Genomic DNA, 23,156 nt, shown 5'->3' on the forward strand with positions numbered 1-23,156 from the left:
GCTACCCACTACTCGCTACTCACTACTTCAAAAATCCCATGATCCGCAGAAAACTTATCGCTGGTAACTGGAAGATGAACAAGACGGCCGCCGACGGCGTCGCGCTCACCAAGGACATCGTGGCCGAGATCGGCCGCATCGGCTCCGTCGACGTCGTGCTTTGCCCGCCGTTCACCGCGCTCGAAAGCGTCGCCAAGGCCCTCGAGGGCCAGAGCATCAAGCTCGGCGCGCAGAACATGAACCCCGAGAAGGGCGGCGCCTTCACCGGCGAGGTCTCCGCCGAGATGCTCCGCGGGCTGTTCGTGTCCCACGTGATCCTCGGCCACAGCGAGCGCCGCACGTTCTTCGGCGACACCGACGCCTTCGTGAACAAGAAGGTCATCGCCGCGCTGGCCAACCAGCTGAAGCCCATCCTGTGCGTCGGCGAGACCCTCGCCGAGCGCGAGGCCGGCTCGACCCTCGCGGTCGTGCAGCGCCACGTGGAGCAGGGCCTGGCCGGCGTCACCGCCGAGCAGATGGCCGCGGTCATCATCGCCTACGAGCCCGTCTGGGCCATCGGCACCGGCAAGGTCGCCACCACGGCGCAGGCGCAGGAGGTCCATGCCTTCATCCGCGACTTGCTGACCAAGCTCTATGGCGCCCCCGTGGCCCAGAAGGTCCGCATCCTTTACGGCGGCTCGATGAAGCCGTCCAACGCCCCCGAGTTGCTCGCCGAGAAGGACATCGACGGCGGCCTGATCGGCGGCGCGGCGCTCGAGGCCCGGTCGTTCATCGACCTGGTCAAGGCGGCCGAAGCGGCCCACTGAGCCGGCGACCGCCCCGGGATCCCGTCCGGCTGATCCGGGCTTGCCGCCTTGTGGCCGGCCCGGCTTAGTGCCGTCGATGCGCCGTTCCGCAGGCCTCCACTGCCTCCTGCTCTGCGCCGTGTTCCTGGGTACCCAGGCCGGCGCGCAGGTGTTTGCCGAGCCCGACTGGGCGATCGAGGCGCGGTTTCCCGGTGCGCCGAAGTCGGATGGCATCCTGACGCCCTCGCCGCAGGGTGACGTGAAGGTGCGGCGCTTTTTCTGGGAGCAGGGCGGCCAGCATTTCCTGCTGGCCCGTTTTGAGTACCCGATGGCCATGCTGCCCGGGGAGGAGACCGGGCTGTACGACAAGTCCATCGGCGACCTGATGAAATCACGGCCCGGCCAGATGCGGGCGCGGGAGCCCTTCACGCTCGGGCCGTATTATGGCGAGCGGATCGTCGTCGCGCAGCGCCGCGAGCGCTCCCTGCGCGAGGTCCGTTTCCTGGCGGTCGCCTCCGTGCTCTACATGATGAGCGTCGAGTGGCCGGAGCAGGCCAAGGGCGAGGCCGCGGCCGCGCAGTTTTTCGACACCATCCGGGTGGCGGCCGCGTTTCAGAACGCCCGGGAGGTCGAGACGGCGGCCCGCTGGCGCGAACTGACCGCCGGTCATTTCACGCTGCGTTACGATGCCTCGCGCTGGTACCGCGACCCGTCGGATGCGGAGCCCGGCATCTTCAACCTGCTGCGCACCGACCAGCGGGCCGAGGCCCAGCTGATCGCCGAGCCGCATCCCGTGGAGGGTGGGGACATCGAGCAGGCAGTCCTCGCCACGGTGCGCGAGACCGCTGAGACCGTGAGCATCCGCCGGCGCGGCCGCAAGCTGCGCGGCGCGGCCGAGGTCACGGAATTGGAGTTCGCGGTCCGGGTGGACGGCGCCTCGTACATCAACCACGGTTATTTCTACAGCGGCCCCGAGGGGTCGGTCCAGTTGCGCGGCTGGTCGGAGGAGCAGGATTTTCGCGACGTGGCGGGCGATATCGACGAGCTGCTGGACGGGCTCGAGGTGCGGCGCGGGCGGTAGACCGACGCGGCGTCGGGGTGGAGCGGCTTGCCCCCAATACGCTGGTTCGGGTGGCGGCGCAACGCGTTGGGGGCAACGCGTTCCACCCGGGCTCCGCCGCTCAGGCGGGGCGTCGGAATTCCGCGAGCAGTTCCGCCACGGGCGCGTGCAACTCGGCGGGGTCGAGCGCGGCGGTGAGGCGGTTGATCAGGGCGATCGCAGACGCATCGGCGGGATGTTCCAAGGCCACGACCAGACTGGCGTAGAGCGCCATCTGCCGCGCGCCGGCGGCCAGATCGTCGCGGCCCTTCAGGTCGTAGAGCTCAGCGGTCTCGGCCAGCAGGCCGGCGTAGCTGAGGCACTTGTCGCGGGCGGCCGCGGGCGGCTCCAGGTGGCGCAGCGCCGTGATCTGGGCATCCAGGTCCAGGCGAAGAAACTCGGCCGGGGGCAGGGGGAGGAGTTTTTCCTGCAGGTGAAATGACAGCAGCAAGGCCTCCTCCAGCTCCCGGTCGGTGCGTTGGCTGGCCAGGCGCGCGATGAACTGGCGCAGCAGCGCGATCTGCCGCAGCACGTAATCCTGGCGCTGGATCGACATGCGTCAGCTGGTGCGACCGGTCAGCGACCCGACGAGCGCGGTGAGGAAGGTCTTGTCCCCGGGGAGCAACGCCAATGCGGCGAGAGCGGCGTCGGTGTGTTCCCGGGCCAGCTGGCGGGAGGTCTCGAGGCCGTGCAGTTTCACGTAGGTGGTCTTGCCGGCCTGGGCATCCTTGCCGGCGGTCTTGCCGAGCGTCGCGGTGTCGGCGGTGGCGTCGAGGATGTCGTCCACGATCTGGAAAGCCAGACCGAGGTGGCGGCCGGCGGTGCGCAGCCGGTCGAGCTGCGCGGGGGTGGCGCCGCCGCAGAGTCCGCCGGCGACGAGGCAGACGGTGAGCATGGCGGCGGTCTTGTTGAGATGGATGAACTCGAGGTCCGCGGCGGTGGCGTCGGCCTTCTGCTCGGCGAGCAGGTCCTCCATCTGGCCGCCGATGAGTTTCTCGCTGCCGGCGGCGTCGGCGATCTCGCGGGTGAGGGCGGCACACAAGGCCGGCGTGGCCGCGTAATGTTGTCCGACGAGCTGGAAGGCGAGGGTGAGGAGGGCGTCGCCGGCGAGGAGGGCGGTGGCCTCGTCGAACTGCCGGTGGGTCGTCGGCCGGCCGCGGCGGAGGTCGTCGTCGTCCATGCACGGCAGGTCATCGTGCACGAGGGAGTAAGTGTGGAGGCACTCGATCGCGACGGCGGCGGGCAGGGCGTCGGCGATCTCAGATTTGAAATTGGAGATTTGAGCTTCGGGTGCACCGGCGCGGGCAAACAGATCGGCGGTGGCCAGGGTGAGGATGGGCCGGAGGCGTTTGCCGCCGCCGAGCAGGGCGTAGCGCATGGCCTCGTGGAGGCGGGCGGGGCGGGTGGTGGCGGCGGGCACCAGCCGGTCGAGACCCTGTTCGGCCCGGACCCGGTAGGCGGGGAGTTGCGCGGCGAAATCCATGCAGGCGCAATTTCCGCCCGGGTGGGGTGGTTGGCAAATGGATTGTGAAGCGCGGGTTGCGGACGAGAACAGACTCGCCTTGCGGCCCGGCCCGCTTTCAATCATGGGTTTCCCGCGATGCCTACCTACGATTATGTCTGCGCCAAGTGCGGTCACGAGCTTGAGGTGTTCCAGTCCATGAAGGACGCGCCCCTGACCAAGTGCCCGGCCTGCAAGAAGGCCGGCTTGAAGCGTCAGGTCGGCGGTGGGGCCGGGTTGATTTTCAAGGGCACCGGATTCTACATCACGGACTACAAAAAGAAGTCCGGCGAGAAGAAGGAAACGGCCGCTCCCGCCCCCAAATCCGAAACCAAGCCGGCGCCTGCCGCGGCGAAATAATCCCCCCCCCCCATGGCTGACAAGAAAATCGAAAAAGCCCTCTACGGTCCCAGCACCACGGAAGTCGCGCTTGGCGCCGTGCTCGGTTTGGGCGCCGGCCTGCTGGCCGCGTGCGTATTTCTCGTGTTCAAGCCCGTCGCGCAGGTCCGCGAGGTGCCCAAGGAGCCCGTGCGGGGCACGGTCTATTACGTGCCGGGCGGGGATTCCAACGCCAAGAGCCGCCAGTGGACGGCCAAGCAGAAGCAGTTTCTCGCCGGGCAGACGGTCGAGGTGGTGGAGGACGAGCTCAACGCGTGGGCAGTCGGCGCCTTCGCCGCGGCCGCCCTGGAACCGGGCAAGCCCGGGGCCGCGCCCGCCGCCGACGGCGGCATCTTCCAGCCCGGCAAGCCCAATTTCAAAATTGCCGACGGCAAAATCCGGATCGGTTTCCCCTGCTTCATCAACTGGTACGGCCTGGGCCGGGAGGTCTTCGTCATCACCACCGGCAGCATCACGCGGACGGGCGATCGCTTCGGGTACGTGCCGGAAACCATCTACCTCGGGTCCTGCCCGATGCACCTGTTGCCGGCCGTGACCGGTCCGCTGGTTTCACACCTGCTGGGCAAGCAAAAGCTGCCCGATGAGCTGAAGTCGGCCTGGGCCAAGGTGGATGACGTGACCATCGAGGGCAACAAGCTCAAGCTCGTCATCCAGTGACCGTCCGTCGCCGAGCCTTTGGACGGCAGGCCCGCGCAGTCCGGTGGCAGGCGGGCGGGCGGCACGGCTGATCCAACGTGTCGAAGAGTCTGAAAAACATCAGCGTCGTCGCCTTCGCCACCGTGGTGTCGCGCGTGTTGGGGCTGGTGCGGGAGATCTTCATCGCGGCGGCCTTCGGCACGAGCGCGCTGAACTCCGCGTTCGTGTCTGCCTTCACGCTGCCGAACCTCTTCCGGCGGCTGCTCGGCGAGGGCGCGTTGACCGCGGCCTTCGTGCCGACGCTCACGCAGGAGCTGGAGCACCGGCAGCGGGCCGCGGCCTTCGCGCTGGTGAGCAAGGTCACGAGCTGGCTGCTCGTCGTGACGGTGGCCGTGGTGGCCCTCGCGATGTTGGCCAGCACCCAGGCCGGTGGGCTGCTCCGCGTCCTGGGCGACCTCGGGCCGGCGGCGGCGACGGCGCGTCGTTTTCTGTTGGCGGCGGACCTGGCCGTGATCCTGTTCCCATACATGATTTTTGTCTGCCTGGCGGCGGCCTTCAGCGCGGCCTGCCAGGTGCTCGGCCGCTTCAGCGAGCCGGCCCTGTCCCCGGTGTGGCTGAACCTCGCGATCCTCGCCGCCCTCGGCCTGGGGGGCGTCTGGGCCTGGGGGGACACGGCGCGGATGCACCTGTTGTGTGCCGGCGTGCTGGTCGGCGGATTTTTCCAGATGGCGGTGCCCGCCGGCGTGCTCTGGCGCGAGGGCTGGCGGCCGGTCTTCGACCTGCGGGTCGACGACCGGGTGCGGGAGATCACCCGGCTGATGGGGCCGACCGTCATCGGTTCGGCGATCTACCTGATCAACATCGCGGTCTCACGGCTCATCGGGCTGTCGTTGAACGACCAGGCCAACAGCGTGCTCAACCTGGCCACGCGGGTGATGGAGCTGCCGATCGGCGTGTTCACGATCGCGATCGCCACGGTGGTCTTCCCGCTGATCGCGCGGCACGCCGCCCGGGCCGACTGGGTGAGCTTGGGCGTGGATTACCACAAGGGCCTGCGGCTGGTGCTGCTGGTCAATATCCCGGCGGCGCTTGGTCTCGCGCTGCTCAGCGAGCCGGTCACGCGGTTGCTGTTCCAGCGGGGCGAGTTCACCGCCGGCGACACCGCGCTGATGACCCCGGTGCTGGCGGTGTATGCGTGCGGCCTGCCCTTCCTGTCGTTCACCACGGTGGCCCTGCGCGGGTTCTACGCGCTGAAGGACACGGTCACGCCGGTGCGGGCGGCGGGCCTGAGTTTCGTGGTGAACCTGGGGCTGAGCCTCCTGCTGATCCGTTGGTTCTCGACGGTCGGCCTGGCGTTGGCGGGCAACCTCGCCGTGCTGGTGCAGGCGTGGTACCTGCAGCGGCGGCTCGCGCTGCGGCTGCCTGGCCTGGGTTTCGGGCCCTTGCTGCCCAATCTCGGCAAGATCGTGGTCGCGAGCGTCCTGATGGGGGCGCTGGTGTGGGGCGGACAGCTCGCGGTGGCGGGTGCCGGTTTCGCCCCGCGGGTGCATGATCTCGTGGTCATCGCCGGCCTCATTCCGGTGGCGGCGGCGGCCTATGGCGGGTTGCTCTGGCTGATGCGAATCGAGGGGCGGGAGGAGCTGGCCCGGATCATCGACAAGCTGCGCGGCAAGGCCGCCCGCGAGTGATGGCTGACCCGGTGCCAGTCCAGCACAACGTCGGGGCGAGTCGCTACGAGGCGGCCGTGGAGGGATTTTTGTCCGTGTGCGAATATGAGCGGGACGGAGAGCGGCTGGTTTTCACCCACACGCTCGTGCCCCCGGAACTGCGGGGCCGGGGGATCGCGGAACAGTTGGTGCGGACCGCCCTGGCGGACGCACGGGCGGCGGGGCGCCGGGTGGTGCCGGCCTGTTCGTATGTCGCCCGGTTCATCGAGCGGCACCGGGAATTCCAGGATCTGGTGGATCGGGACTGAGGGAATCACGCGGCGCGGGTGGTACCGGGCCTCCGGACCGGTTTGATTGTCGCACGTTCGAGCAACCCGTCCGGAGGCCGGGTTCCACCCTTCGACATTCTCCCGGTTCAGCTCAGCTGACCGGGGTCAGGGCCGTGACGCGATCGAGCATGGCTTGCAGGACCAGGTGGGCGGCGCTGGCGGGCGGAATATGGGCGGTGTTGATCACGAGGTCGTAGGCGTGCGGGTCGTTGATGTCCTGGTCGAAGTTCGTCCGCACATGACGGGCGCGGGCCTGGTCGTTGTCCTGGATGAAATTCGCGGCCATTTCCCGGCCGGCGGCCTGCATGGCTTGGGCGCGGCGGATGCGGGTTTCCAGCGGCGCGATGAGCCGCACATGGATCCCGCCCGGGAGATCCCGGGTGATGAGATGAGCGGCGCGGCCCGAGAGGATGACGCGGCCGAGCTGGGCGAACTTGTGGATGGCTTCGGCCACGCGGTGTTCCAGTTCCCACAGCGGGGGGTGCAGGCCCACGATTTCGCCGATGAGGCCCTTGATCTCGGGGAGGCGGTCCTCCGGGAGGAACTCGGCGAGGTTTTCCGGCAGGTGGTGGTGGCTGAGGGCCTGGTGGATGAGATCCTTGTCGAGGAACATCCAGCTCCGGCCTTCCTCACCCAGTTGGGTGTTGAGGAGTGGCGCCAGGTGCTGGCCGAGGGTGGTGGCGCCGGCGCAGGTCTCGCGCGAGAGGGTCACAAACGGCGCGGGCGGCTGCCCGGGGTGCGTGGCGAAGGGCGAGCGGGAGGGCGTGAGGCGGGCGCGCAGGATGGTCAGCCCGTGATGCAGGTAGGGATGCGTTGTCATGGCGATGGGGGGTTGGGGGTAAGAACAAGTTGGCCTGACGGGTGCCCGGGGAACCGGGTTCCCTCACTGGGAAGCATACGCCTGGGACCGCCGGGGCGCCACGGGAATTCCTGCGCATGGGTTGCGGTTCGCGGTATGCGGGGGCCGCGAGGCGTGATTGGGGAATCGCGCTCTACAACAAGGCATCAAGCGGGTTGGCCGCGAAAAGGCGCAAAAAGGGTTTGGTCCGGCTAGCCCCGATCTTCCGCGCGCCTATAGGCGCCTTGAGAGCTGCACTCGCGGCCGGGTATTTGTGCCTTTTTGCGGCAATCCTCCGGGGCTTGGTATTGGCGGACCGGGGTGAGCGACCCCGGCTACAGGATTCCGAAAGGGCTCCGGGTCGGGGGTGAACGGCTGGATCCGGCCAACAAAAAACCCGTCACGGCGAACCGGGACGGGTTGGAAAGGGACGGGGAGGGACTCAGGCCTTCTGGACGAGGCCGGCCTTGATGGCCTTGACCGAGACCCACATGCGCTTGGTGCCGCCGTTGGGGAGCTTGACCTTGATCCACTGCAGGTTCGGGCGGAACTTGCGGGTCGTCATGCTGGTGACGTGCGTGCCGATGCCGCCGCTCTTCTTGGACTGACCCTTGCGGTTGATGATTTTGCCCATCGTGGGGCGTTTACCGGTGATTGCGCAAATTCGTGCCATGGTGTTTCTTGAGTTAAAGGGTCAGGAGTAAAGGACGGGCTTTCCCCTTAGCAAGGGTAAATTCGGTTTCCGGCCCGCGAAGTCGTTATTTTCGTAAAGCGTAGAGGGCCTGAAACTTCTGGCCCATGTTGGCGGGGTGCAGCAGTTGCATGACCATGCGTTTCCGGAGACTGAAACTGCCGGCCTCGGCTGCGGTGATCGCAGCGAGGGCCTTGGCGGCGTGATGCATGAAGAATGCCTCCTGGGAATCGACCCGGGATTCGCCGAAACCGGCGCGGACGAGGCCGTCCTCCAGCCAGTCCCAGCAAATATGGCCCGTGAGGTCCTGTTTGCCCGGGCGGGCGTAGATATCGTTGCCCATTTTCTGCCGGTGGTAGGTGCGGATGGTGCCGGAGGGGATGTGCTCGGCCAGTTCCTGCCAGAACTTGCCGTAGTCGAAGGCGAGGAAAAGGCCGCTCCATTTCTGGCCGATGATGCGCTCCAGCAGGGGCACGGTGCGCAGGGGGAGGTCGATGTAGTAGTTTTCCCGGTTCGGGGGCGGCAGGCGGTCGCCGAACGCGGCGAGTTCGGGCGTGAACTCCGGCAGCTCGACCTCGCGCAGGTGGCGGCCGTGGAGGACCACGCCCAGCTCGCGCCAGCGGCCCTCGCGGCAGACGACCCGGTGAAAGGGCTGGGCGTCGAACAGCTCGTTGGAAAATACCACGGCGCGCTCCGGCAGGGTGAAGGGCTGGCCGAGGGAGATGGTGCGGTAGGAGCGGAAGGGGTGGGGCAGGTCGCGGAGGATGCCGCCGCCGGGCTCGGCGCCGATCTCCACGAAGTCGAATTCCGCCGGCGTGGCGGGCTCGAGCAGGCGGACCGTCGCAGCCAAGACCAGTTCGCCGAAGACCGGGTTGAAGGAGGTGGCGGTGAAGAAGTCCGCCTTGTTGTCCCGGCCGACGCGTTTGAAATCCCGCGTATAGTAGCCCGCCGTCGGATGATACATCGCCAGCTCCATGTAACGGGCGAAGGACACGCCCGTGAGCGCCCCCGGTTCGGTGGAGAAGATTTCAAAAAAATCTGACGAGGAAGCCATTTGCCAAGGGAAGCATTTGTGCCCAGTGAAAGCCATGACTTTCCGGCCGGCGACCTTCCGCGGGTCGGAAACACCCTCCCTTCCCTTGTCCCCGCTCCTCCGCCGCTCCCTCCTCGTACTCCTCGCTGCCGGCGCCGGCTTCGGCCTGGCCCAGCTGGTCGGGCGGCAGGCCGGGGCCCCGAGCTGGTGGCCGGACCGCGAGCGCGATCGGCAGGTGCGCTATTTCAAGGAAGTCCTGCAGCTGGTGAAGGAAAACTATGTCGGGGACGCGCCGGCCGATTACGCCAGCCTGACCCGCGCCGCGCTGGACGGCATGGTGGGTCAGCTGGACCCGCATTCCGCCTTCCTGCCGGCCGAGGAATACCGCGAGACCGAGGACGAACTGGCCAACGCTTTCACGGGGGTGGGTATCCAGGTCGAGCAACGGGACGCGCACATCGTGATCATCGCGGCCATCCCCGGCACCCCGGCCGACCGGGCGGGGCTGCAGCGGGGCGACCGGCTGGTGAAGATCGACCAGCAGCCGCTCGTGAACCCGACCCTCGAGAGCACGGTCAGCCTCGTGCGGGGCGAGCCGGGCTCGCTCGTCACCCTCACGGTGTTCCGCCCCGCCCAGAACCGGCACATCGACTACCCGGTCCGGCGCGAGCGCATCCGGCTGGAGAGCGTGCGGCTGGCGGCGGTGCGGCCGGGCGGCATCGGTTACCTGCAGATCACCCAGTTCAGCGAGCGCACGGGCCGGGAATTCCGGACGGCGCTGGCGGGGCTCGAGCAAACGGGCATCCGGGCGCTGGTCATCGACCTGCGGGACAATCCCGGCGGCCTGCTGGATGCGGCCATCGACGTGTGCAGCGAGTTTTTCGATCAGGATGAACTCGTGGTCTACACCCAGGGCCGGGATGTGGACTCGCGGGAGAATTTTTATGCGGACAACGGCCATCCGCGCCGCACCTATCCGATCGCGATCCTGGTCAACGGCGGCAGCGCCAGTGCGGCGGAGATCGTGGCCGGGGCGATGCGCGACACGCGACGGGCGGTGATCGTCGGGGAGAAGACCTTCGGCAAGGGCTCGGTCCAGAGTGTGATCGAGCTCGATCAGGGCGAAGGGTTGCGGCTCACGACGGCGCGGTATTACACCCCGAGCGGCGTCACGATCCACGAGCAGGGCATCATGCCGCACGTGGAGCTGGAGGTGAGCGTGGAGGACGAGTCGCGGATCCGGCTGCAGCAGCTGCGGCCCGACCTCGCCGCCTCGCCCGAGGAGGATTTCAAACCCATCGGGGATGTCCAGCTGGCCGCCGCCGAGGAAGTGCTGGCTGGCGTGCTGGCCGCGGGAGGGAAATGATGAGGCCGGGCGAATTGATTTATTGGAGGCGGGGTGCCCTCACCCGGCATGGCTTTCGCTCCGGGCTTGATATCCTTCGGGGTGGGGGCACCCCGCCTCCATCGACCGAAATCTCATGATCCTCGCGCTTGAAAGTTCCTGTGATGAGACGGCGGTGGCGGTCTTTGACCCGACGGTCGGTCTGACGGGCGAGTGGGTGCACAGCCAGATCGCGTTGCACGAGGCTTACGGTGGCGTGGTGCCCGACCTGGCCAGCCGGGAGCATCTGGCTCATTTCGGTCCGTTGCTGCAGCGGGCGCTCGCCACGGTGCCGCCGGAGCAGGTGACGCGGATCGTGGTGACGCAGGGGCCGGGCCTGGCGGCCTGCCTCGCGATGGGCCTCGCCGCGGCGAAGAGCCTGGCGCTGGCGTGGCGCGTGCCGGTGGCGGGCGTGAATCACCTGCGGGCGCACGCCTTTTCGCCCTTCATCGGGTTGCACGCGGCGAACCCGGCCGCCTTCGATGACGAGTTGGCGAAGTTGCTGCCGCACCTCGGGCTGCTGGTGTCGGGAGGGAACACGGCGCTCTTCACCATCGACGAGACCCGGCGCATCACGCTGCTGGCCTCGACGATGGATGATGCCGCCGGCGAGGCGCTCGACAAGGGCGCCAAGCTGATGGGGCTGGGTTATCCCGGCGGGCCGCAGGTGGAGAAACTGGCGGCGGCGGGACGGACGGATGCGTTTCAATTTCCCAAGGCGGTGGCGCAGCGCTCCACGTTGGAATTCAGTTTCTCGGGGTTGAAGACGAGTCTGCGGTATCAGCTGGAGAAAATGCCGGCGGCGGAGATTGAGAGCCGGAAGGCGGATCTGTGTGCGAGTTACCAGGCGGCGGTGTTCGAGGCGTTGGTGCGCAAGGCGCGGCTGGCGCTCGAGCGGGGGGCTTATCGTTCCTTCGGTCTGTCGGGCGGCGTGGCAAACAACCGCACGCTGCAGGGGTTGCTGGAGCAGGTGGCCCAGGCGCAGAATGTGCCGTTCCTGCGGGCCCAGGCGAAGCACACCGGCGACAATGCCGGCATGATCGCCTTCGCGGCGTGGGCGGAACGCGAGGCGGGCGGCGTGGACGAGTCCGGGCTGGAGCTGGAAATCGCGCCAAGCCTGCCGCTGGCGAAGTAGGGCCGGTCTTTGACCGGCCTGGAGGGAGGCGAGGGTGGGGCCAGTCGGTGACCCTGCCCGCCTGGCCAAACCGGTTACTGGGCGGTCTGGCTCGCGAAGAAGGCCTTGGCTTCGCTGACGAGGCGGTTCGGGTCCTCGGCGAAGGCCTTGCTGTCGGTCTCGATGGCCATGACGCCGGACCAGCCGCTCTTTTTAATCTCAGCGAATAGGCCGGTGTAGTTGGCGGCGCCCTTGCCGATCTCGGTGTCGAGCGGGACTTTTTTCCCGTCGGCGGAGGTCTCCACGACCTTGTCCTTGAAATGGATGTCGAAGACTCGGTCGCCGTAGGCGCGGAACGTCTCGGCGGCGTCGAAGCCGGCGGCGGTGATCCAGCCGACATCAAGACATACGCCGATGCGGGCGTCGCGGGTGGCGAGGATCTGGCGGATGGTGGCGGGATCGCCGTAGACAGTGCCGGTGCCGTGGTTGTGGATGGCGAGCTTGATGTCGTATTCCTTCACGAGGGCCTCGAGGTTATCCCACTCAGCCTGGTCCTTCGGCTCCACCACGATGACGGCGATGCCCATGAGCTTGGCGAATTCGAACAATTTGCGGTTCTCCTCCTTGTCCTTCGAGGTGCCGGCGACGCCGAAGGTGTAGGCGGTGAGGCCATGCTGGTCGAGGATCGCCTTCTTGCGCAGGCTTTCCGCGGGGGAACCCTTGGGGTCGAGGTGGCTGCCGATGAGCTGGAGGCGGGTGATCCCGTGTTTCACGGCGAAGGCGACCACCTGGTCGAAATTCATGTTGCGGCAGGTCCAGGTCTGCAGCCCGAGGCTGGGACCGGTGGCCGGGGCCGCGGCCCGGCCGAAGGGCAGGGCGGCGCAGGCAATAAGGATCAGGGTGAGACGCAGGAGGGGTAGAGAGCGCATGAGGCCAGATTGGGTGGCCGCGTGAAAGGAGGCAAGGCCGGTCAGAGACCCGCCTGACCCAATTTCTCGCGGAGGTACGGCGCCGTGGGGCTGCGTTTCACCTTCAGCAGGCCGGCTAGCTCGCCTTGGTAGAGGATCTCGCCGCCGCGGGGGCCGCCGCCGGGACCGAGCTCGAGGATGTAGTCGGCCTCGGCGAGGAGGTCGAGGTGGTGCTCGATCACGACGACGGTGTGGCCCTGGTCCACCAGGTTGTGGAGGACCTTGATGAGCTTCTCGCAGTCGCTGAGGTGCAGGCCGATGGTCGGCTCCTCGAGGAGGTAGAGATTGCGGATGGTGATGTTGCGGGAGCGTTCCTGGTAGCTTTGCAGGCCCTTGGTCAGCTCGGTGACGAGCTTGAGTCGCTGAGCCTCGCCGCCGGAGAGCGTCGGGCTGCTCTGGCCGAGGGTCAGGTAACCAAGGCCGCAATCGATCATCAGCTGGCACACCTGCGAGAGCTGCGAGTGGAAGTCGAAGAACGCCGCGGCCTCGTCGAAGGTGAGTTGCAGGACCTGGCCGATGGTTTTGCCCTTCCAGGCGATGTCGGCCAGTTCGGGTCCGAAGCGGGAGCCACCGCAGGCATCGCAGGGCAGGTAGGAGTCGGCCATGAAGGCCATCTCGAGCTTGATGCGGCCGGCGCCGGAGCAGGTCTCGCAGCGGCCGCCGGCGGTGTTGAAGGAGAAGCGACCGGCGGTGTAGCCGCGCATCTTCGCCTCGGGCAGCGTGGCGAAGAACTGGCGGATGAGATCGAAGATGCCGAGGTAGGTGGCGGGCGTGGAGCGCGGGGTCTTGCCGATGGGGGCCTGGTCGACCTCGATGACGGATTTGAAGACGTTCGCGCCGGTCAGGGTGGCGAAGGGTTCCACGCTGGGTCGCGGGCGACCCCGCCCGCGGGCGGGCGTGCGCGGCGAGGTCGCCGCGCCTCCATCAGCATCAAATTTCGCGAGCTTCACGAATTCCTTGCCGGTGAGCTTGGCCTTGCGGTGCTTGATGGCGCAGGTGACGGCGGGGTGGAGGATGTCGCGGAAGAGCGTGGACTTGCCGGCGCCGCTCGGGCCGCAGGCCATGATCAGGCGGCCGGGCGGGAGGCGCAGGGACTGGTCCTGGAGGTTACGGTAATTGATGCTGGTGAGCGTCAGGGAATTTGAGATGTCAGATTTGAGATTTGAGAGGGGGCGATACGAGCCGCGGAGCGGGTGCTTGATCCCCTTCGCCAGGAAAAGACCGGTCAGGGAGGTGTCGCTGGCCTTGATTTCGGCGGGGGTGCCGTTGGCGAGGATGCTGCCGCCGTGGACGCCGGCGCCTGGGCCGAGGTCGATGATCCGGTCGGCGCGGGCCATGAGGACATCGTCGTGCTCGACGACGAGGAGCGTGTTGCCCTTGGCGCGGAGCGACTGGAGGGTGTCGATCAGGCGGTCGTTGTCGCGGGCATGGAGGCCGATCGAGGGTTCGTCGAGGACGTAGAGCACGCCGGAGAGGTTCGAGCCCAGCTGGGCGGCCAGGCGGATGCGCTGGGCCTCGCCGCCGGAGAGGGTCTCGGTCGGGCGTTCCAGCGAGAGGTAGTCGAGCCCGACGTGCCCAAGGAATTTCAGGCGTTCCTCGATCTGGGGCACGATGTCCTGCGTGATCAGCTTGGTGCGCGCATCGAGTTGGAGGCCGCGCAGGGTGGCGATCAGCTCGCCCGGGACGAGGCGGAGAAGCTCGGGCAGGGAGATCGTGGATTTGAAATTAGAGATTTCAGATTTGAGATTTGCGCGCAGCGGGAGCCGGACGGCACGGGCGATGCGATTCAGGCGCTCGCCATGGCAGGTGGGGCAGGCGGAACCGTGGGACGCCGGGTCATCGGGGTCGAACGCGCGGAGGGCGTCGGCGACCTCGTCGGACCGTTCGTCGTCCTCGTCGGGCTGTAGCATCCAGTCGTAGATACGGCCGTGGCCGCGGCAGGTCGGGCACCAGCCGCGCGGGGAATTGAAGGAGAACTGCTTCGGGTCGAGTTCGGGGAAGGACTCGCCGCTGGCGATGTCGGTGCGCGTGGTGGAGAACCAGCCGAGGACCGCGCCGGAGGGCAGGGCAATGAAGCAGGAGCCCTTGCCCAGCCGCAGGGCGGTGGCCAGTTGCTCATGCAGCCATTTGGGGTTGGCCGGATTTTTCAGGTCGGCAATCACGACCTCGATGTCGTGTTCCTTGTAGCGGTCGAGTTTCTGGAAGGTGTCGGTGCGGAGGAGGCGGCCGTCGGCGCGCATGAGCGCGTAGCCCTGTTTTTCGATCCACTTGGCGATGGGCTCGTGGTGGCCCTTGCGGCCGCGGACGAGCGGGGCGCAGAGATACAGATGCTTCGCTTTTTTGGCCGGCGGAGTGGCGAGGGTTTTGGTGAGCAGCGCGCGGAGCTGGCTGGGGGAGAGCGGGGTGACGGGTCGGCCGGACTCGGGGTGGTGCTGGACGCCGGCGCGGGCGTAGAGCAGGCGCAGGTATTGGGCGACCTCGGTGATGGTGGCGACGGTGGACTTGCGCGAGCCGCGGGTGATGCGCTGCTCGATGGCGACGGTCGGCGGGATGCCGGTGAGGCGGTCGATGTCGGGGCGCGGCAGTTGCTCGACGAACTGGCGCGCGTAAGGCGACATGGATTCCATGAAGCGGCGCTGGCCCTCGGCGAAGATGATGTCGAAGGCGAGGGTGGACTTGCCCGAGCCGGAGACGCCGGTGACGACGGAAAGCTGGCGGTGCGGAATCGAGACGGAGATGTTCTTCAGGTTGTTCTCGCGGGCACCGATGACGTTCAGTTCGCTGGTGTTCATCACCAAACCGGTGCGGTAGGGGGCCGGGTCCTCGGCGGCTTGCAAATCGAAGGCGGGGTTCGGCGACCCCGCCCTACAGTTCAGGGCATCCCGGAGGAAGGGGGAGGTGGCGGTGTCGGCTTGGGCGATGAGCTCGGGCGGGCCTTCGGCGACGATGCGGCCGCCGCCCGAACCGGCCTCGGGTCCGACCTCGAGGATCCAGTCGGCGGATTTCAGGACGTCGAGATTGTGTTCGATGACGATCACGCTGTGGCCGCGGTCGACGATGCGCTGGAGGACCTCGAGCAGGCGCTGCACGTCGTGGCGATGGAGGCCGGTGGTCGGCTCGTCGAGGAGGAGCAGGGCACCTCCTTGAATTTCAGATTTCAGATTCGAGAGTTGAGGATCGGCGCCGGTATAGTCGGAGAGGTAACGGACGAGCTTAAGGCGTTGGGATTCGCCGCCGGAGAGGGTGTTGAGCGGCTGGCCGAGGGGGAGGTAGCCGAGGCCGACGGCCTCGAGGGAGGCGAAGCGGGTGCGGATGCTTTCGAGGGCGGCGGGGGTGTCGCGAGCGATCTCGCTCCGATTCTGCGGCGCAAAGAAGGCAATGGCGTCGGTGATGGTGGTGCGGAGGAGGTCGTCGATGGATTTGCCGTGCCAGCGGATGGCGAGCACCTCGGGCTTGAAGCGGCGGCCCTCGCAGATCGGGCAGGGGACGAAGACGTCGGAGAGGAACTGCATCTCGACGCGTTCGCTGCCGAGGCCCTGGCAGTGGTCGCAGCGGCCCTCGCCGCTGTTGAACGAGAAGCTGGAGGCGCTGAAGCCGGCCTCCTGGGCGGCGGGGGTCTGCGCGTAGAGTTCGCGGATGAAATCCCAGGCTTCGCAGTAGAGGGCGGCGTTGGAACGCGGCGTGCGGCTGAGCGGCGACTGGTCGACGAGGACGATCTCGGGAAAGGCCTGGTCGCCGGTGATGGCCTCGATGCTGGCCGGATCCTCGGTCATCTGGTTCCGGTGGGCGAGCAGGCCCTGGTGGATGACGTGGTCGAGGAGGGTGGATTTGCCGGAGCCGGAGACGCCCGAGAGGCAGACCAGCCGCTGCAAGGGCAGGGAGAAAGTCAGGTTGCAGATGTTGTGCTTGGAGGCGTTGGTGAAGGTCAGCCAGGGAGCCGTTGATTTTGGCTTAACTCGCGGCCCAGCTGGAGCTGGGCCCTCCACGGGGCGGCGGTGGGCGGGGGTGGGGATGTCCTGGCGGCCGGAGAAGTAGGCGCCGGTGATGCTGGGGGCGGAGCGGAGCATCTGGGGGACGGTGCCCTGAAAGACGACCTCGCCGCCGCGGGCGCCGGGCTCGGGGCCGATCTCGATGACGTGGTCGGCGGCGCGGATCATGGCTTCATCGTGTTCGACCACGACGACCGTATTGCCGGTGTCGGTGAGTGTACGGATGATGCCGAGCAGGCGGTTGATGTCGCGCGGGTGGAGCCCGACCGAGGGCTCGTCGAGGACGAAGAGCGTGTCGACGAGCGAGGTGCCGAGGCAGGAGGTGAGGTTGACGCGCTGGACCTCGCCGCCGGAGAGGGTGCGCGAGCTGCGGTCGAGCGTGAGGTAGCCGAGGCCGACCTGCTCGAGGTAGCGGAGGCGGGTGACGATGGAATCGTAGGCGAGGTCGCGCTGGTGGTGGGTGGCCGCATTCTCGCGGGGTGGGGGCACCCCGCCTCCATGGGATTGGACGAGGGCGAGGAGCTGGCTGACGGGGAGCTGGTAGAGCTCGGGGAGGGTGTGGCCCTGCCATTTCCAGCAGAGGGACTCGGGCTGGAGGCGGGTGCCGTGGCAGTCGGGGCAGGGGTTGTACGAGCGGAAGCGCGAAAGGAAGACGCGCACGTGCATCTTGTAGGTCGTCTTCTCAAGATAGCGGAAGAAGCCCTTGAGGCCGTACCACAGCTTGGGCCAGTTCTTGGCCGGGTTGTCGCTGTCGTAACCGGGCGAACCTTCGATCACGAAGGTCTGTTGCTCCGGGGTGAGGCGGGCAAAGGGGACGTTGGTCGGGATGCCGAGTTTCTTCGTGAACTGGAGCAGGTCCTTCTTGGATTCGCCGTAGACCTCGCCTTCCCAGGCCTTGATGGCGCCCGCCTCGATCGAGAGGGAGTGGTCGGGGATGGCGAGGCGGTAGTCGATGTCGATGACGCGGCCGAAGCCGCGGCACTTCGGGCAGGCGCCGAGCGGGGAGTTGAAGGAGAAGAGCCCGGGCGAGGCGGGGCGGAAGGTGCGGCCGGTTTTCGGTGAATGCAGCCCGCGGGAGAAGTGGCCGGCGGGGGTGAATTGGAGATCTGAGATTTCCGATTTGAGAGGCGTTTCCCGTTGCGGCGTGCTCGCCGCCCGGGATGCGTCCGCAGAACTCGCGCGCCATTCGTCGCGATTCTGCGGCGCAAAAAGATGAACTTCGCCCTTGCCGAAATGGAGGGCGGTCTCGGTGGCCTCGAGGAAACGGGACTTGTTCTCGGCGGCGAGGCGGAGGCGGTCCTGGATCACGAACACGGCTGAGCTGCTGGAGTCCAGCGATTGAGATTTGGGGGCGGCCAGCAGGTCCTCGATCTTGTGCAGGGCCAGATCGGATTTGGGCTCGGGCTGTTGGGATGGGGCGTTGGCATGTCCCAGCAGTACGCGCGTGTAGCCCTGGCCTTTGAGGCTGGTGAGGATCTCAGGCCAGGTGAGGTTGTCGGGTTTGGTGATGCGGAAGCAGAGCAGGAGGGTCTCAGCCGCGTGGGCGGCAGAGGTCTTGGCCCAGATGGTGGCGGGGGAGTCGTCCTCGACGGGCTCGCCGGTCTCCGGGTCGAAGCAGCCGGCGACGTGGCTGAACCAGACTTTGAAGTAGTCGGTCAGCTCGGTCATCGTGCCGACGGTGGAGCGCGAGGTCTTGACCGTGTTGGTCTGGCTGATGGCGATGGAGGGGCGGATGTTCTCGACGGAGTCGACCTTGGGTTTGTCGAGGAGGTCGAGGAACTGGCGGGTGTAGGCGCTGAACGTCTCGACGTAGCGGCGCTGGCCCTCGGCGTGGAGGGTGTCGAAGACGAGGGAGGACTTGCCCGCACCACTCAGGCCGGTGACGACGACGTAGCGGCCGAGGGGGACGTCGAGGTCGAAGCCCTTGAGGTTGTTCTGGCGGACGCCGCGCAGGCGGATGGCTTCGGGGGCGGGAGCGGGGCGGGAGGCGGCGGGAGGCACAGCGATGAGAAAGGGCGGGATTCGGACGAAGGCAAATCAGCGTGGGCGGGCGGGTCGGACTGCTGACATAGGGATGTCAGGAAGTCGGAGAGCTGGTCGTGGAGGGTCCGTGTCCCTGCGGACCGGGATTGAGTCGTGGTCGCGAAGACGGCCCGCAGGGGCGCGGGCCCTCCAACAAGACACCTCACCCCTTGGTCAGTTCGCGGAAGAGGTTGAGGTGGGCCTGGACCTGGCGCTCGGGCACAAAGTTGGCCGAGGCGTGGCGGCGGCCGTGGTCGGCGAAGCGTTTGCGCAGGGCGGGTTCCCGGATGAGGCGGTCGAGGGCGGCGACGAAGGGGGCCTGGTCCTTGTTCTTGATCAGGATGCCGGACTTGTCGGGCACGAAGCACTCGCCCACGCCGACGATGTCGTAGGCGACGGCGGGCAGGCCGTGGAGCTGGGCCTCGATGAGGAAGTTCGAGAGGGACTCGCTCTGGGAGGCCAGCAGGGCCACATCGGCGGCGAGGTAGAGCGGGACCGGCTCGGGCTGGTAGCCGAGGAACTTGATGCGGCCGCCCAGGCCGAGGGCGTGGGCGAGCTGTTCGCATTTCTTGCGGGCGGGGCCGTCGCCGGCGAGCCAGAGCTGCCAGTCGAGGTAGCCGGGGAGGCGGGCGCAGAGCTCGATGAGTTCGCGCTGGTTCTTCTCGGGGCGGAACATCGCCACGTTGAGCAGGACGACGGTACTCGGGTTGGCGCCGTGGTAGCGGCGGAGGGCAAGGTTGCGGGCGGCGGACTCGTCGGTGAACCCGAGGACCGGGTTGTGGATGACGGTGATCTTGTGCGCGGGGATGTCGTGGTCCTCGTGGATGACGCGCTTGGCCACATGGCTGTTGGCGATGATGTGGCGGCAGAGGCGGAGGGAGCGCACGAAGAGCCAGGGCAGGAGCTTGCCGGTGCGCATGGTGCAGATCACGGCGGCGCGCGGCAGGCGGGCCTGGATGAAGCCGGCGTAGCAGTTGGCCATGCGGCCCATGCAGAGCACCAGGTCGGGGGCGGCCTCGGCGGCGGTGCTGAGCAGGCCGGGGGCGAACCAGTCGAGGCGGGTGTCGAAGGACTGGAGGGAGCGGAAGGCGAAAGGTTGCTGCTCGTCGTCGAGCTCAAGCACCCCGCGCGGGCGGAAGGTGAGGAGGGTGACCTCGTGGCCGGCCTTGGCGAAGGCCGAGGCCATGAAGACGGATTGGCGCTCGGTGCCGCCGCTGCGGAGATAGTCCTGGACGATGAGAATTTTCATTGCTCCGCGGGGGCCCGCGGCAAAAGTTTGCCCATCATTCAATGAACAACGCGTTCGTCAACCTGCTGATGCGGTGGCTGATCCTCGCCCTGGGGGTGCTGCTCAGCGCCCAGTTGCTGCCCGGCATCAGCTATGACAGCGGTTCGACCCTGGTGGCGGTCGTGCTGGTGCTGAGCCTTTTCAACGTCGTGCTCAAGCCGTTGCTGCTGCTCTTCACCCTGCCGTTCATCGTGCTGAGCCTGGGGCTCGGCATCTGGCTGATCAACGCGGTGTTGTTCTATTTTGTGGGCCGCCTGGTGGACGGATTTCATGTCGCCGGCTTTGGCTCGGCCCTGCTGGGCGCGCTGATCGTAAGCGTGACCAACCTGGTGATGAACCGCTTGCTGATGCCGCCGAAGCCGCCCGCGGGGCCGTCGGGCGGGGCGAAGCGGGATGATGTGATCGATATCTGAGTTGTAGGGCGACCCCGCCCTACAGCGGCCGGAGTTTCAATTTGACGCGCCCCCGCGCGGGGCGACTTTGCCCCCTCACACAATCCAACTATGTCAGACGCAATTTACGACTTGGTGATCATCGGCGGCGGTCCCGCCGGCTATGTGGCGGCGATCCGTGCCGGGCAGCTCGGCAAGAAGGTCGCGGTCATCGAGATGGAGCGCGCCGGCGGCACCTGCCTCAACTGGGGCTGCATCCCGACCAAGGCCCTGCTCAAGAGCGCCGAGCTCTACCGCTCCTTCCAGAAGGCGGACGCCTACGGCCTGAGCGCGACCGGGGTGTCGTTTGACTTCGCCAAGGTGGTCGAGCGTTCGCGCGGCGTCGCCGCGACGATGGCCAAGGGCGTCGAGTTCCTCTTCAAGAAGAACAAGGTCGACTACTTCGTCGGCAAGGGTTCGGTCGTGATGGCCGGCATGGTCGAGGTCACCGCCGGCGAGCACAAAGGGAAGTTCTTCAAGACCAAGAACATTTTGCTCTGCACGGGCCAGAAGCCGAAGCAGCTGCCCGGCCTGCCGGCGGACGGCGTGCGTGTGATGACCTCCCGCGAGGCGCTCGCCGCCAAGGCGCCGCCGAAGTCCATCGCCATCATCGGTGCCGGCGCCATCGGCGTGGAGTTTGCGTATTTCTTCAACGCCTTCGGCTCGAAGGTGACGCTCATCGAGATGCTGCCGCAGGTGCTCCCCGTCGAGGACGAGGAGGTCGCCAAGGTTCTCGAGCGCAGCTTCACCAAGCAGGGCATCGCGATCCACACCGGGACGAAGTGCGAAAACATCCGCTCCGGCGCCACGAGCGTGAAACTCGACCTGGTGAAGGACGGCACGAAGACCGAGCTCGAAGTCGAGACGATCCTCGTGGCCATCGGCATCACGGCCAACCTTGAGGGACTCGTTTCGCCGAAGGTGAAGCTCGAGCTCGACCGTGGCTTCGTGAAGGTGGACGCCACTTATCAGACCAGCACGCCCGGCATCTATGCCGCCGGCGATATCCAGGGCCCGCCGTGGCTCGCGCACGTGGCTTCGTTCCGCGCCGTGCAGGCCGTCGAGGGCATGTTCGGTCACGCCAAGCCGAAGCTGGTGGGCAATTTCCCGGGCTGCACCTACTGCCAGCCGCAGGTCGCCAGCACGGGCCTGACCGAGAAGCAGGCCAAGGAAAAGAAACTCGACTACAAGGTCGGCAAGTTCCCATTCACCGCCGTCGGCAAGGCCGTCGCGGCCGGCGACACCGAGGGCTTTGTGAAGGTCATCGCCGACGCCAAGACCGGCGAGATCCTCGGCGTGCACATCATCGGCAACGAGGCCACGGAGCTGATCGCCGAGTACGGTCTCGCGATGAGCCTCGAGGCGACGATCGACGAGATCCACGACTCGATCCACGCGCACCCGACGCTGTCGGAAGCGCTGGGCGAGGCGGCGCTCGCGACGCACGGCAAGGCGATCCATATCTAACGTCCGATCGAGCCTTCGCCACGAAGGCACGAAGACACGAAGGCCGGCGATACCGCCGGCATTTTGCTTGGGGTAGGGCCGGTCTTTGACCGGCCGCGGGGCGCGAAGGGGCCAGGCGGGGACTGGCCCTACTTGTTGCTCACCCGATCTTCTTCGCGGCGGCCTGGGCCTTGAGGCAGAGCTCGGCGGCTTTGAAGGCGTGGGCCTGGGTCATGGCTTTCTCGGTGCGATTGATGCAGTCGAGGATCAGCTCGCCGAAGAAGCGGAAGCCGACTTGGCCGTCCACGTTGATGTAGCGTTCGCCCTCCTGGTCGACGATGTAGACATTGTCGCCCTTCCTGTCGCGGCCGACGTCGACATATTTGCGGAGTTCGATGTAGCCCTTCTCGCCGAGGATGATGGTGCGGCCGTCGCCCCAGGTGCTGAGGCCCTTGGGGGTGAACCAGTCGACGCGGACGTAGTTCGTGGCACCGTTGTTGCCGAGCAGGTTGGCCTCGCCGAAATCGTCGAGCCCGGGCTGGTCGGGGTGGGCGTAGTTGGCGACGGCGGCGTGCTGGATGGTGGCGTCGGTGGCGCCGGTGTAGGTGAGGAACTGCTCGAACTGGTGCGAGCCGATGTCGCAGAGGATGCCGCCGTAACTCTCGCGGTCGTAGAACCAGTCGGGGCGGCCCGTGCCCTCGCGGTGCGGCCCGAGGCCGATGACCTGCAGCACGCGGCCGATGGCGCCCTGCTGGACGAGGTCGGTGGCGAACATAGCGGATTCCACGTGCAGGCGTTCGCTGTAGTAGACCATGAACTTCTTGCCGGTCGCGGCCGCCACTTTTTTGGCCTCGTCGAGTTGGGCGAGGGTCGTGAAGGGGGGCTTGTCGGTGAAGTAGTCTTTGCCCGCCTGCATGACCTTGCAGCCGATCGGGCCGCGGAATTTCGGAATCGCGGCGGTGGCGACGAGCTTCACCTCCGGGTCGGCGAGAATCTCGTCGAGCGAGGCGGCGACCTGGGTGCCGGGGTAGGCCTTGAGGAAGGCTTCAAGTTTCTTCGGGTCGGGCTCGTGGACCCACTTGAGCGTGCCGCCGGCCTCGATGAGGCCGTTGCACTGGCCGTTGATGTGGCCGTGGTCGAGGTGGGCGGCGGCGAAGACGAACTCGCCGGGTTTCACGACGGGGTTGGGTTTGCCCTTGGGGGCGTAGTTCATGCCGTCGGCTTTCTGGGTCATGGGCGCGGGGGTTTGGGCGGAGGCGGAGACGGCGACGGTGGCGGCACCGACGGCGAGGGTTTTCAGGAAATGGCGGCGGGGTTGGTCGGACATGGCAGGATGGGGTGAAGCGGGGCCGGGGCCAATGAGGAAGTCTGACGGGAGTTTGGCGAGGGGCCCGGGAGGTTGACTGTTCACTAGACGCCCGGGTGGTGGGCGGCGAGCTTGCCTGTTCGACAGGCTCAGGGCCTTGAGCAGGTCGAAAGGCTCGCGCCACGCCGGCGGCGGACTCGCGGGACCGGTTTAACGCCCGCGCATCGGAT

General features: G+C 67.3%; 19 protein-coding genes. 10 read left to right on the forward strand and 9 right to left on the reverse strand.

The genetic code is table 11. The features are described from left to right. Positions 1-38: 38 nt before the first annotated feature. Positions 39-806, forward strand: a complete 768-nt coding sequence (gene tpiA / locus Verru16B_RS11055) for a triose-phosphate isomerase (RefSeq protein ID WP_069962340.1) — start codon at positions 39-41, stop codon at positions 804-806. Between the two features lie 76 nt (positions 807-882). Then, positions 883-1,866, forward strand: coding sequence for a hypothetical protein (locus Verru16B_RS11060; RefSeq protein ID WP_069962341.1), 984 nt, complete (start codon positions 883-885; stop codon positions 1,864-1,866). 100 nt (positions 1,867-1,966) lie between these two features. Here Verru16B_RS11060 and Verru16B_RS11065 read toward each other — a convergent pair whose 3' ends face one another. Further along, positions 1,967-2,440, reverse strand: a complete 474-nt coding sequence (locus tag Verru16B_RS11065; protein WP_069962342.1) for a hypothetical protein — start codon at positions 2,438-2,440, stop codon at positions 1,967-1,969. Between the two features lie 3 nt (positions 2,441-2,443). Beyond that, positions 2,444-3,367, reverse strand: a complete 924-nt coding sequence (locus Verru16B_RS11070; protein ID WP_069962343.1) for a polyprenyl synthetase family protein — start codon at positions 3,365-3,367, stop codon at positions 2,444-2,446. 117 nt (positions 3,368-3,484) lie between these two features. Between Verru16B_RS11070 and Verru16B_RS11075 the strand changes: the two genes are divergently transcribed. The 4 genes from Verru16B_RS11075 to Verru16B_RS11090 all read left to right on the forward strand — a co-directional run bounded on the left by Verru16B_RS11075 (position 3,485) and on the right by Verru16B_RS11090 (position 6,395). Beyond that, a complete protein-coding gene (locus tag Verru16B_RS11075) occupies positions 3,485-3,745 on the forward strand; it encodes an FmdB family zinc ribbon protein (protein WP_069962344.1) in 261 nt (86 codons plus the stop codon). Positions 3,746-3,757: 12 nt separating this feature from the next. Next, positions 3,758-4,441: a hypothetical protein gene (locus Verru16B_RS11080; RefSeq protein WP_069962345.1), complete on the forward strand. Its 684-nt coding sequence runs from the start codon at positions 3,758-3,760 to the stop codon at positions 4,439-4,441. 77 nt (positions 4,442-4,518) lie between these two features. Then, positions 4,519-6,108, forward strand: coding sequence for a murein biosynthesis integral membrane protein MurJ (gene murJ / locus Verru16B_RS11085; protein ID WP_069962346.1), 1,590 nt, complete (start codon positions 4,519-4,521; stop codon positions 6,106-6,108). Then, positions 6,108-6,395 (forward strand): GNAT family N-acetyltransferase, encoded by a 288-nt coding sequence (locus Verru16B_RS11090; RefSeq protein ID WP_069962347.1) that lies wholly within the window; start codon positions 6,108-6,110, stop codon positions 6,393-6,395. Before murJ ends, Verru16B_RS11090 begins: the two co-directional genes overlap by 1 nt. A gap of 112 nt (positions 6,396-6,507) precedes the next feature. Here Verru16B_RS11090 and Verru16B_RS11095 read toward each other — a convergent pair whose 3' ends face one another. The 3 genes from Verru16B_RS11095 to Verru16B_RS11105 form a co-directional block, all read right to left on the reverse strand. After that, positions 6,508-7,236 carry a cytidylate kinase-like family protein gene (locus Verru16B_RS11095; RefSeq protein ID WP_069962348.1) on the reverse strand — a complete coding sequence of 243 codons (729 nt, stop codon included), beginning with the start codon at positions 7,234-7,236 and terminating at the stop codon, positions 6,508-6,510. Positions 7,237-7,696: 460 nt separating this feature from the next. Beyond that, entirely contained in the window at positions 7,697-7,927 is a 231-nt protein-coding gene (gene rpmB, locus Verru16B_RS11100) for a 50S ribosomal protein L28 (protein ID WP_069962349.1), read from the reverse strand. A gap of 85 nt (positions 7,928-8,012) precedes the next feature. Beyond that, the gene (locus tag Verru16B_RS11105; protein ID WP_069962350.1) at positions 8,013-8,999 is read right to left on the reverse strand and encodes an SAM-dependent methyltransferase; all 987 of its coding nucleotides are present in this window, start codon (positions 8,997-8,999) and stop codon (positions 8,013-8,015) included. A gap of 85 nt (positions 9,000-9,084) precedes the next feature. Here Verru16B_RS11105 and Verru16B_RS11110 point away from each other — a divergent pair, with 85 nt between their 5' ends. Together Verru16B_RS11110 and tsaD are read left to right on the forward strand one after the other, a co-directional pair. After that, on the forward strand, positions 9,085-10,344 hold the full coding sequence (locus Verru16B_RS11110) for a S41 family peptidase (RefSeq protein WP_083270285.1): 1,260 nt from the start codon (positions 9,085-9,087) through the stop codon (positions 10,342-10,344). A gap of 115 nt (positions 10,345-10,459) precedes the next feature. Continuing rightward, the gene (gene tsaD / locus Verru16B_RS11115; RefSeq protein WP_069962352.1) at positions 10,460-11,497 is read left to right on the forward strand and encodes a tRNA (adenosine(37)-N6)-threonylcarbamoyltransferase complex transferase subunit TsaD; all 1,038 of its coding nucleotides are present in this window, start codon (positions 10,460-10,462) and stop codon (positions 11,495-11,497) included. Positions 11,498-11,571: 74 nt separating this feature from the next. Here the strand turns inward: tsaD and Verru16B_RS11120 are convergent, their stop codons facing one another. The 3 genes from Verru16B_RS11120 to Verru16B_RS11130 form a co-directional block, all read right to left on the reverse strand. Beyond that, the gene (locus Verru16B_RS11120) at positions 11,572-12,405 is read right to left on the reverse strand and encodes a sugar phosphate isomerase/epimerase family protein (protein ID WP_069962353.1); all 834 of its coding nucleotides are present in this window, start codon (positions 12,403-12,405) and stop codon (positions 11,572-11,574) included. A 41-nt stretch (positions 12,406-12,446) separates the two neighbouring features. Further along, a complete protein-coding gene (uvrA, locus tag Verru16B_RS11125; RefSeq protein ID WP_069962354.1) occupies positions 12,447-18,434 on the reverse strand; it encodes an excinuclease ABC subunit UvrA in 5,988 nt (1,995 codons plus the stop codon). A gap of 184 nt (positions 18,435-18,618) precedes the next feature. Further along, the gene (locus Verru16B_RS11130) at positions 18,619-19,704 is read right to left on the reverse strand and encodes a glycosyltransferase (RefSeq protein ID WP_069962355.1); all 1,086 of its coding nucleotides are present in this window, start codon (positions 19,702-19,704) and stop codon (positions 18,619-18,621) included. 41 nt (positions 19,705-19,745) lie between these two features. Between Verru16B_RS11130 and Verru16B_RS11135 the strand changes: the two genes are divergently transcribed. After that, the gene (locus Verru16B_RS11135) at positions 19,746-20,156 is read left to right on the forward strand and encodes a phage holin family protein (protein ID WP_069962356.1); all 411 of its coding nucleotides are present in this window, start codon (positions 19,746-19,748) and stop codon (positions 20,154-20,156) included. A 90-nt stretch (positions 20,157-20,246) separates the two neighbouring features. Then, the gene (lpdA, locus tag Verru16B_RS11140) at positions 20,247-21,641 is read left to right on the forward strand and encodes a dihydrolipoyl dehydrogenase (RefSeq protein ID WP_069962357.1); all 1,395 of its coding nucleotides are present in this window, start codon (positions 20,247-20,249) and stop codon (positions 21,639-21,641) included. 139 nt (positions 21,642-21,780) lie between these two features. Here the strand turns inward: lpdA and Verru16B_RS11145 are convergent, their stop codons facing one another. After that, a complete protein-coding gene (locus Verru16B_RS11145; RefSeq protein WP_157772386.1) occupies positions 21,781-22,947 on the reverse strand; it encodes a Gfo/Idh/MocA family protein in 1,167 nt (388 codons plus the stop codon). Positions 22,948-23,156: the final 209 nt, after the last annotated feature.

The sequence above is a fragment of the Lacunisphaera limnophila genome, assembly GCF_001746835.1.
GTDB lineage: Bacteria > Verrucomicrobiota > Verrucomicrobiia > Opitutales > Opitutaceae > Lacunisphaera > Lacunisphaera limnophila.

What these genes read in the sequence shown, in the direction of transcription:
- lpdA (WP_069962357.1), top strand. Translation starts at nt 20,247, where the DNA reads ATGTCAGACGCAATTTACGACTTGGTGATCATCGGCGGCGGTCCCGCC.
- Verru16B_RS11060 (WP_069962341.1), top strand. Translation starts at nt 883, where the DNA reads ATGCGCCGTTCCGCAGGCCTCCACTGCCTCCTGCTCTGCGCCGTGTTC.
- Verru16B_RS11080 (WP_069962345.1), top strand. Translation starts at nt 3,758, where the DNA reads ATGGCTGACAAGAAAATCGAAAAAGCCCTCTACGGTCCCAGCACCACG.
- Verru16B_RS11130 (WP_069962355.1), bottom strand. Translation starts at nt 19,704, where the DNA reads ATGAAAATTCTCATCGTCCAGGACTATCTCCGCAGCGGCGGCACCGAG.
- tpiA (WP_069962340.1), top strand. Translation starts at nt 39, where the DNA reads ATGATCCGCAGAAAACTTATCGCTGGTAACTGGAAGATGAACAAGACG.
- rpmB (WP_069962349.1), bottom strand. Translation starts at nt 7,927, where the DNA reads ATGGCACGAATTTGCGCAATCACCGGTAAACGCCCCACGATGGGCAAA.
- Verru16B_RS11135 (WP_069962356.1), top strand. Translation starts at nt 19,746, where the DNA reads ATGAACAACGCGTTCGTCAACCTGCTGATGCGGTGGCTGATCCTCGCC.
- Verru16B_RS11090 (WP_069962347.1), top strand. Translation starts at nt 6,108, where the DNA reads ATGGCTGACCCGGTGCCAGTCCAGCACAACGTCGGGGCGAGTCGCTAC.
- Verru16B_RS11105 (WP_069962350.1), bottom strand. Translation starts at nt 8,999, where the DNA reads ATGGCTTCCTCGTCAGATTTTTTTGAAATCTTCTCCACCGAACCGGGG.
- Verru16B_RS11095 (WP_069962348.1), bottom strand. Translation starts at nt 7,236, where the DNA reads ATGACAACGCATCCCTACCTGCATCACGGGCTGACCATCCTGCGCGCC.
- Verru16B_RS11065 (WP_069962342.1), bottom strand. Translation starts at nt 2,440, where the DNA reads ATGTCGATCCAGCGCCAGGATTACGTGCTGCGGCAGATCGCGCTGCTG.
- Verru16B_RS11145 (WP_157772386.1), bottom strand. Translation starts at nt 22,947, where the DNA reads ATGTCCGACCAACCCCGCCGCCATTTCCTGAAAACCCTCGCCGTCGGT.
- Verru16B_RS11075 (WP_069962344.1), top strand. Translation starts at nt 3,485, where the DNA reads ATGCCTACCTACGATTATGTCTGCGCCAAGTGCGGTCACGAGCTTGAG.
- tsaD (WP_069962352.1), top strand. Translation starts at nt 10,460, where the DNA reads ATGATCCTCGCGCTTGAAAGTTCCTGTGATGAGACGGCGGTGGCGGTC.
- Verru16B_RS11120 (WP_069962353.1), bottom strand. Translation starts at nt 12,405, where the DNA reads ATGCGCTCTCTACCCCTCCTGCGTCTCACCCTGATCCTTATTGCCTGC.
- Verru16B_RS11070 (WP_069962343.1), bottom strand. Translation starts at nt 3,367, where the DNA reads ATGGATTTCGCCGCGCAACTCCCCGCCTACCGGGTCCGGGCCGAACAG.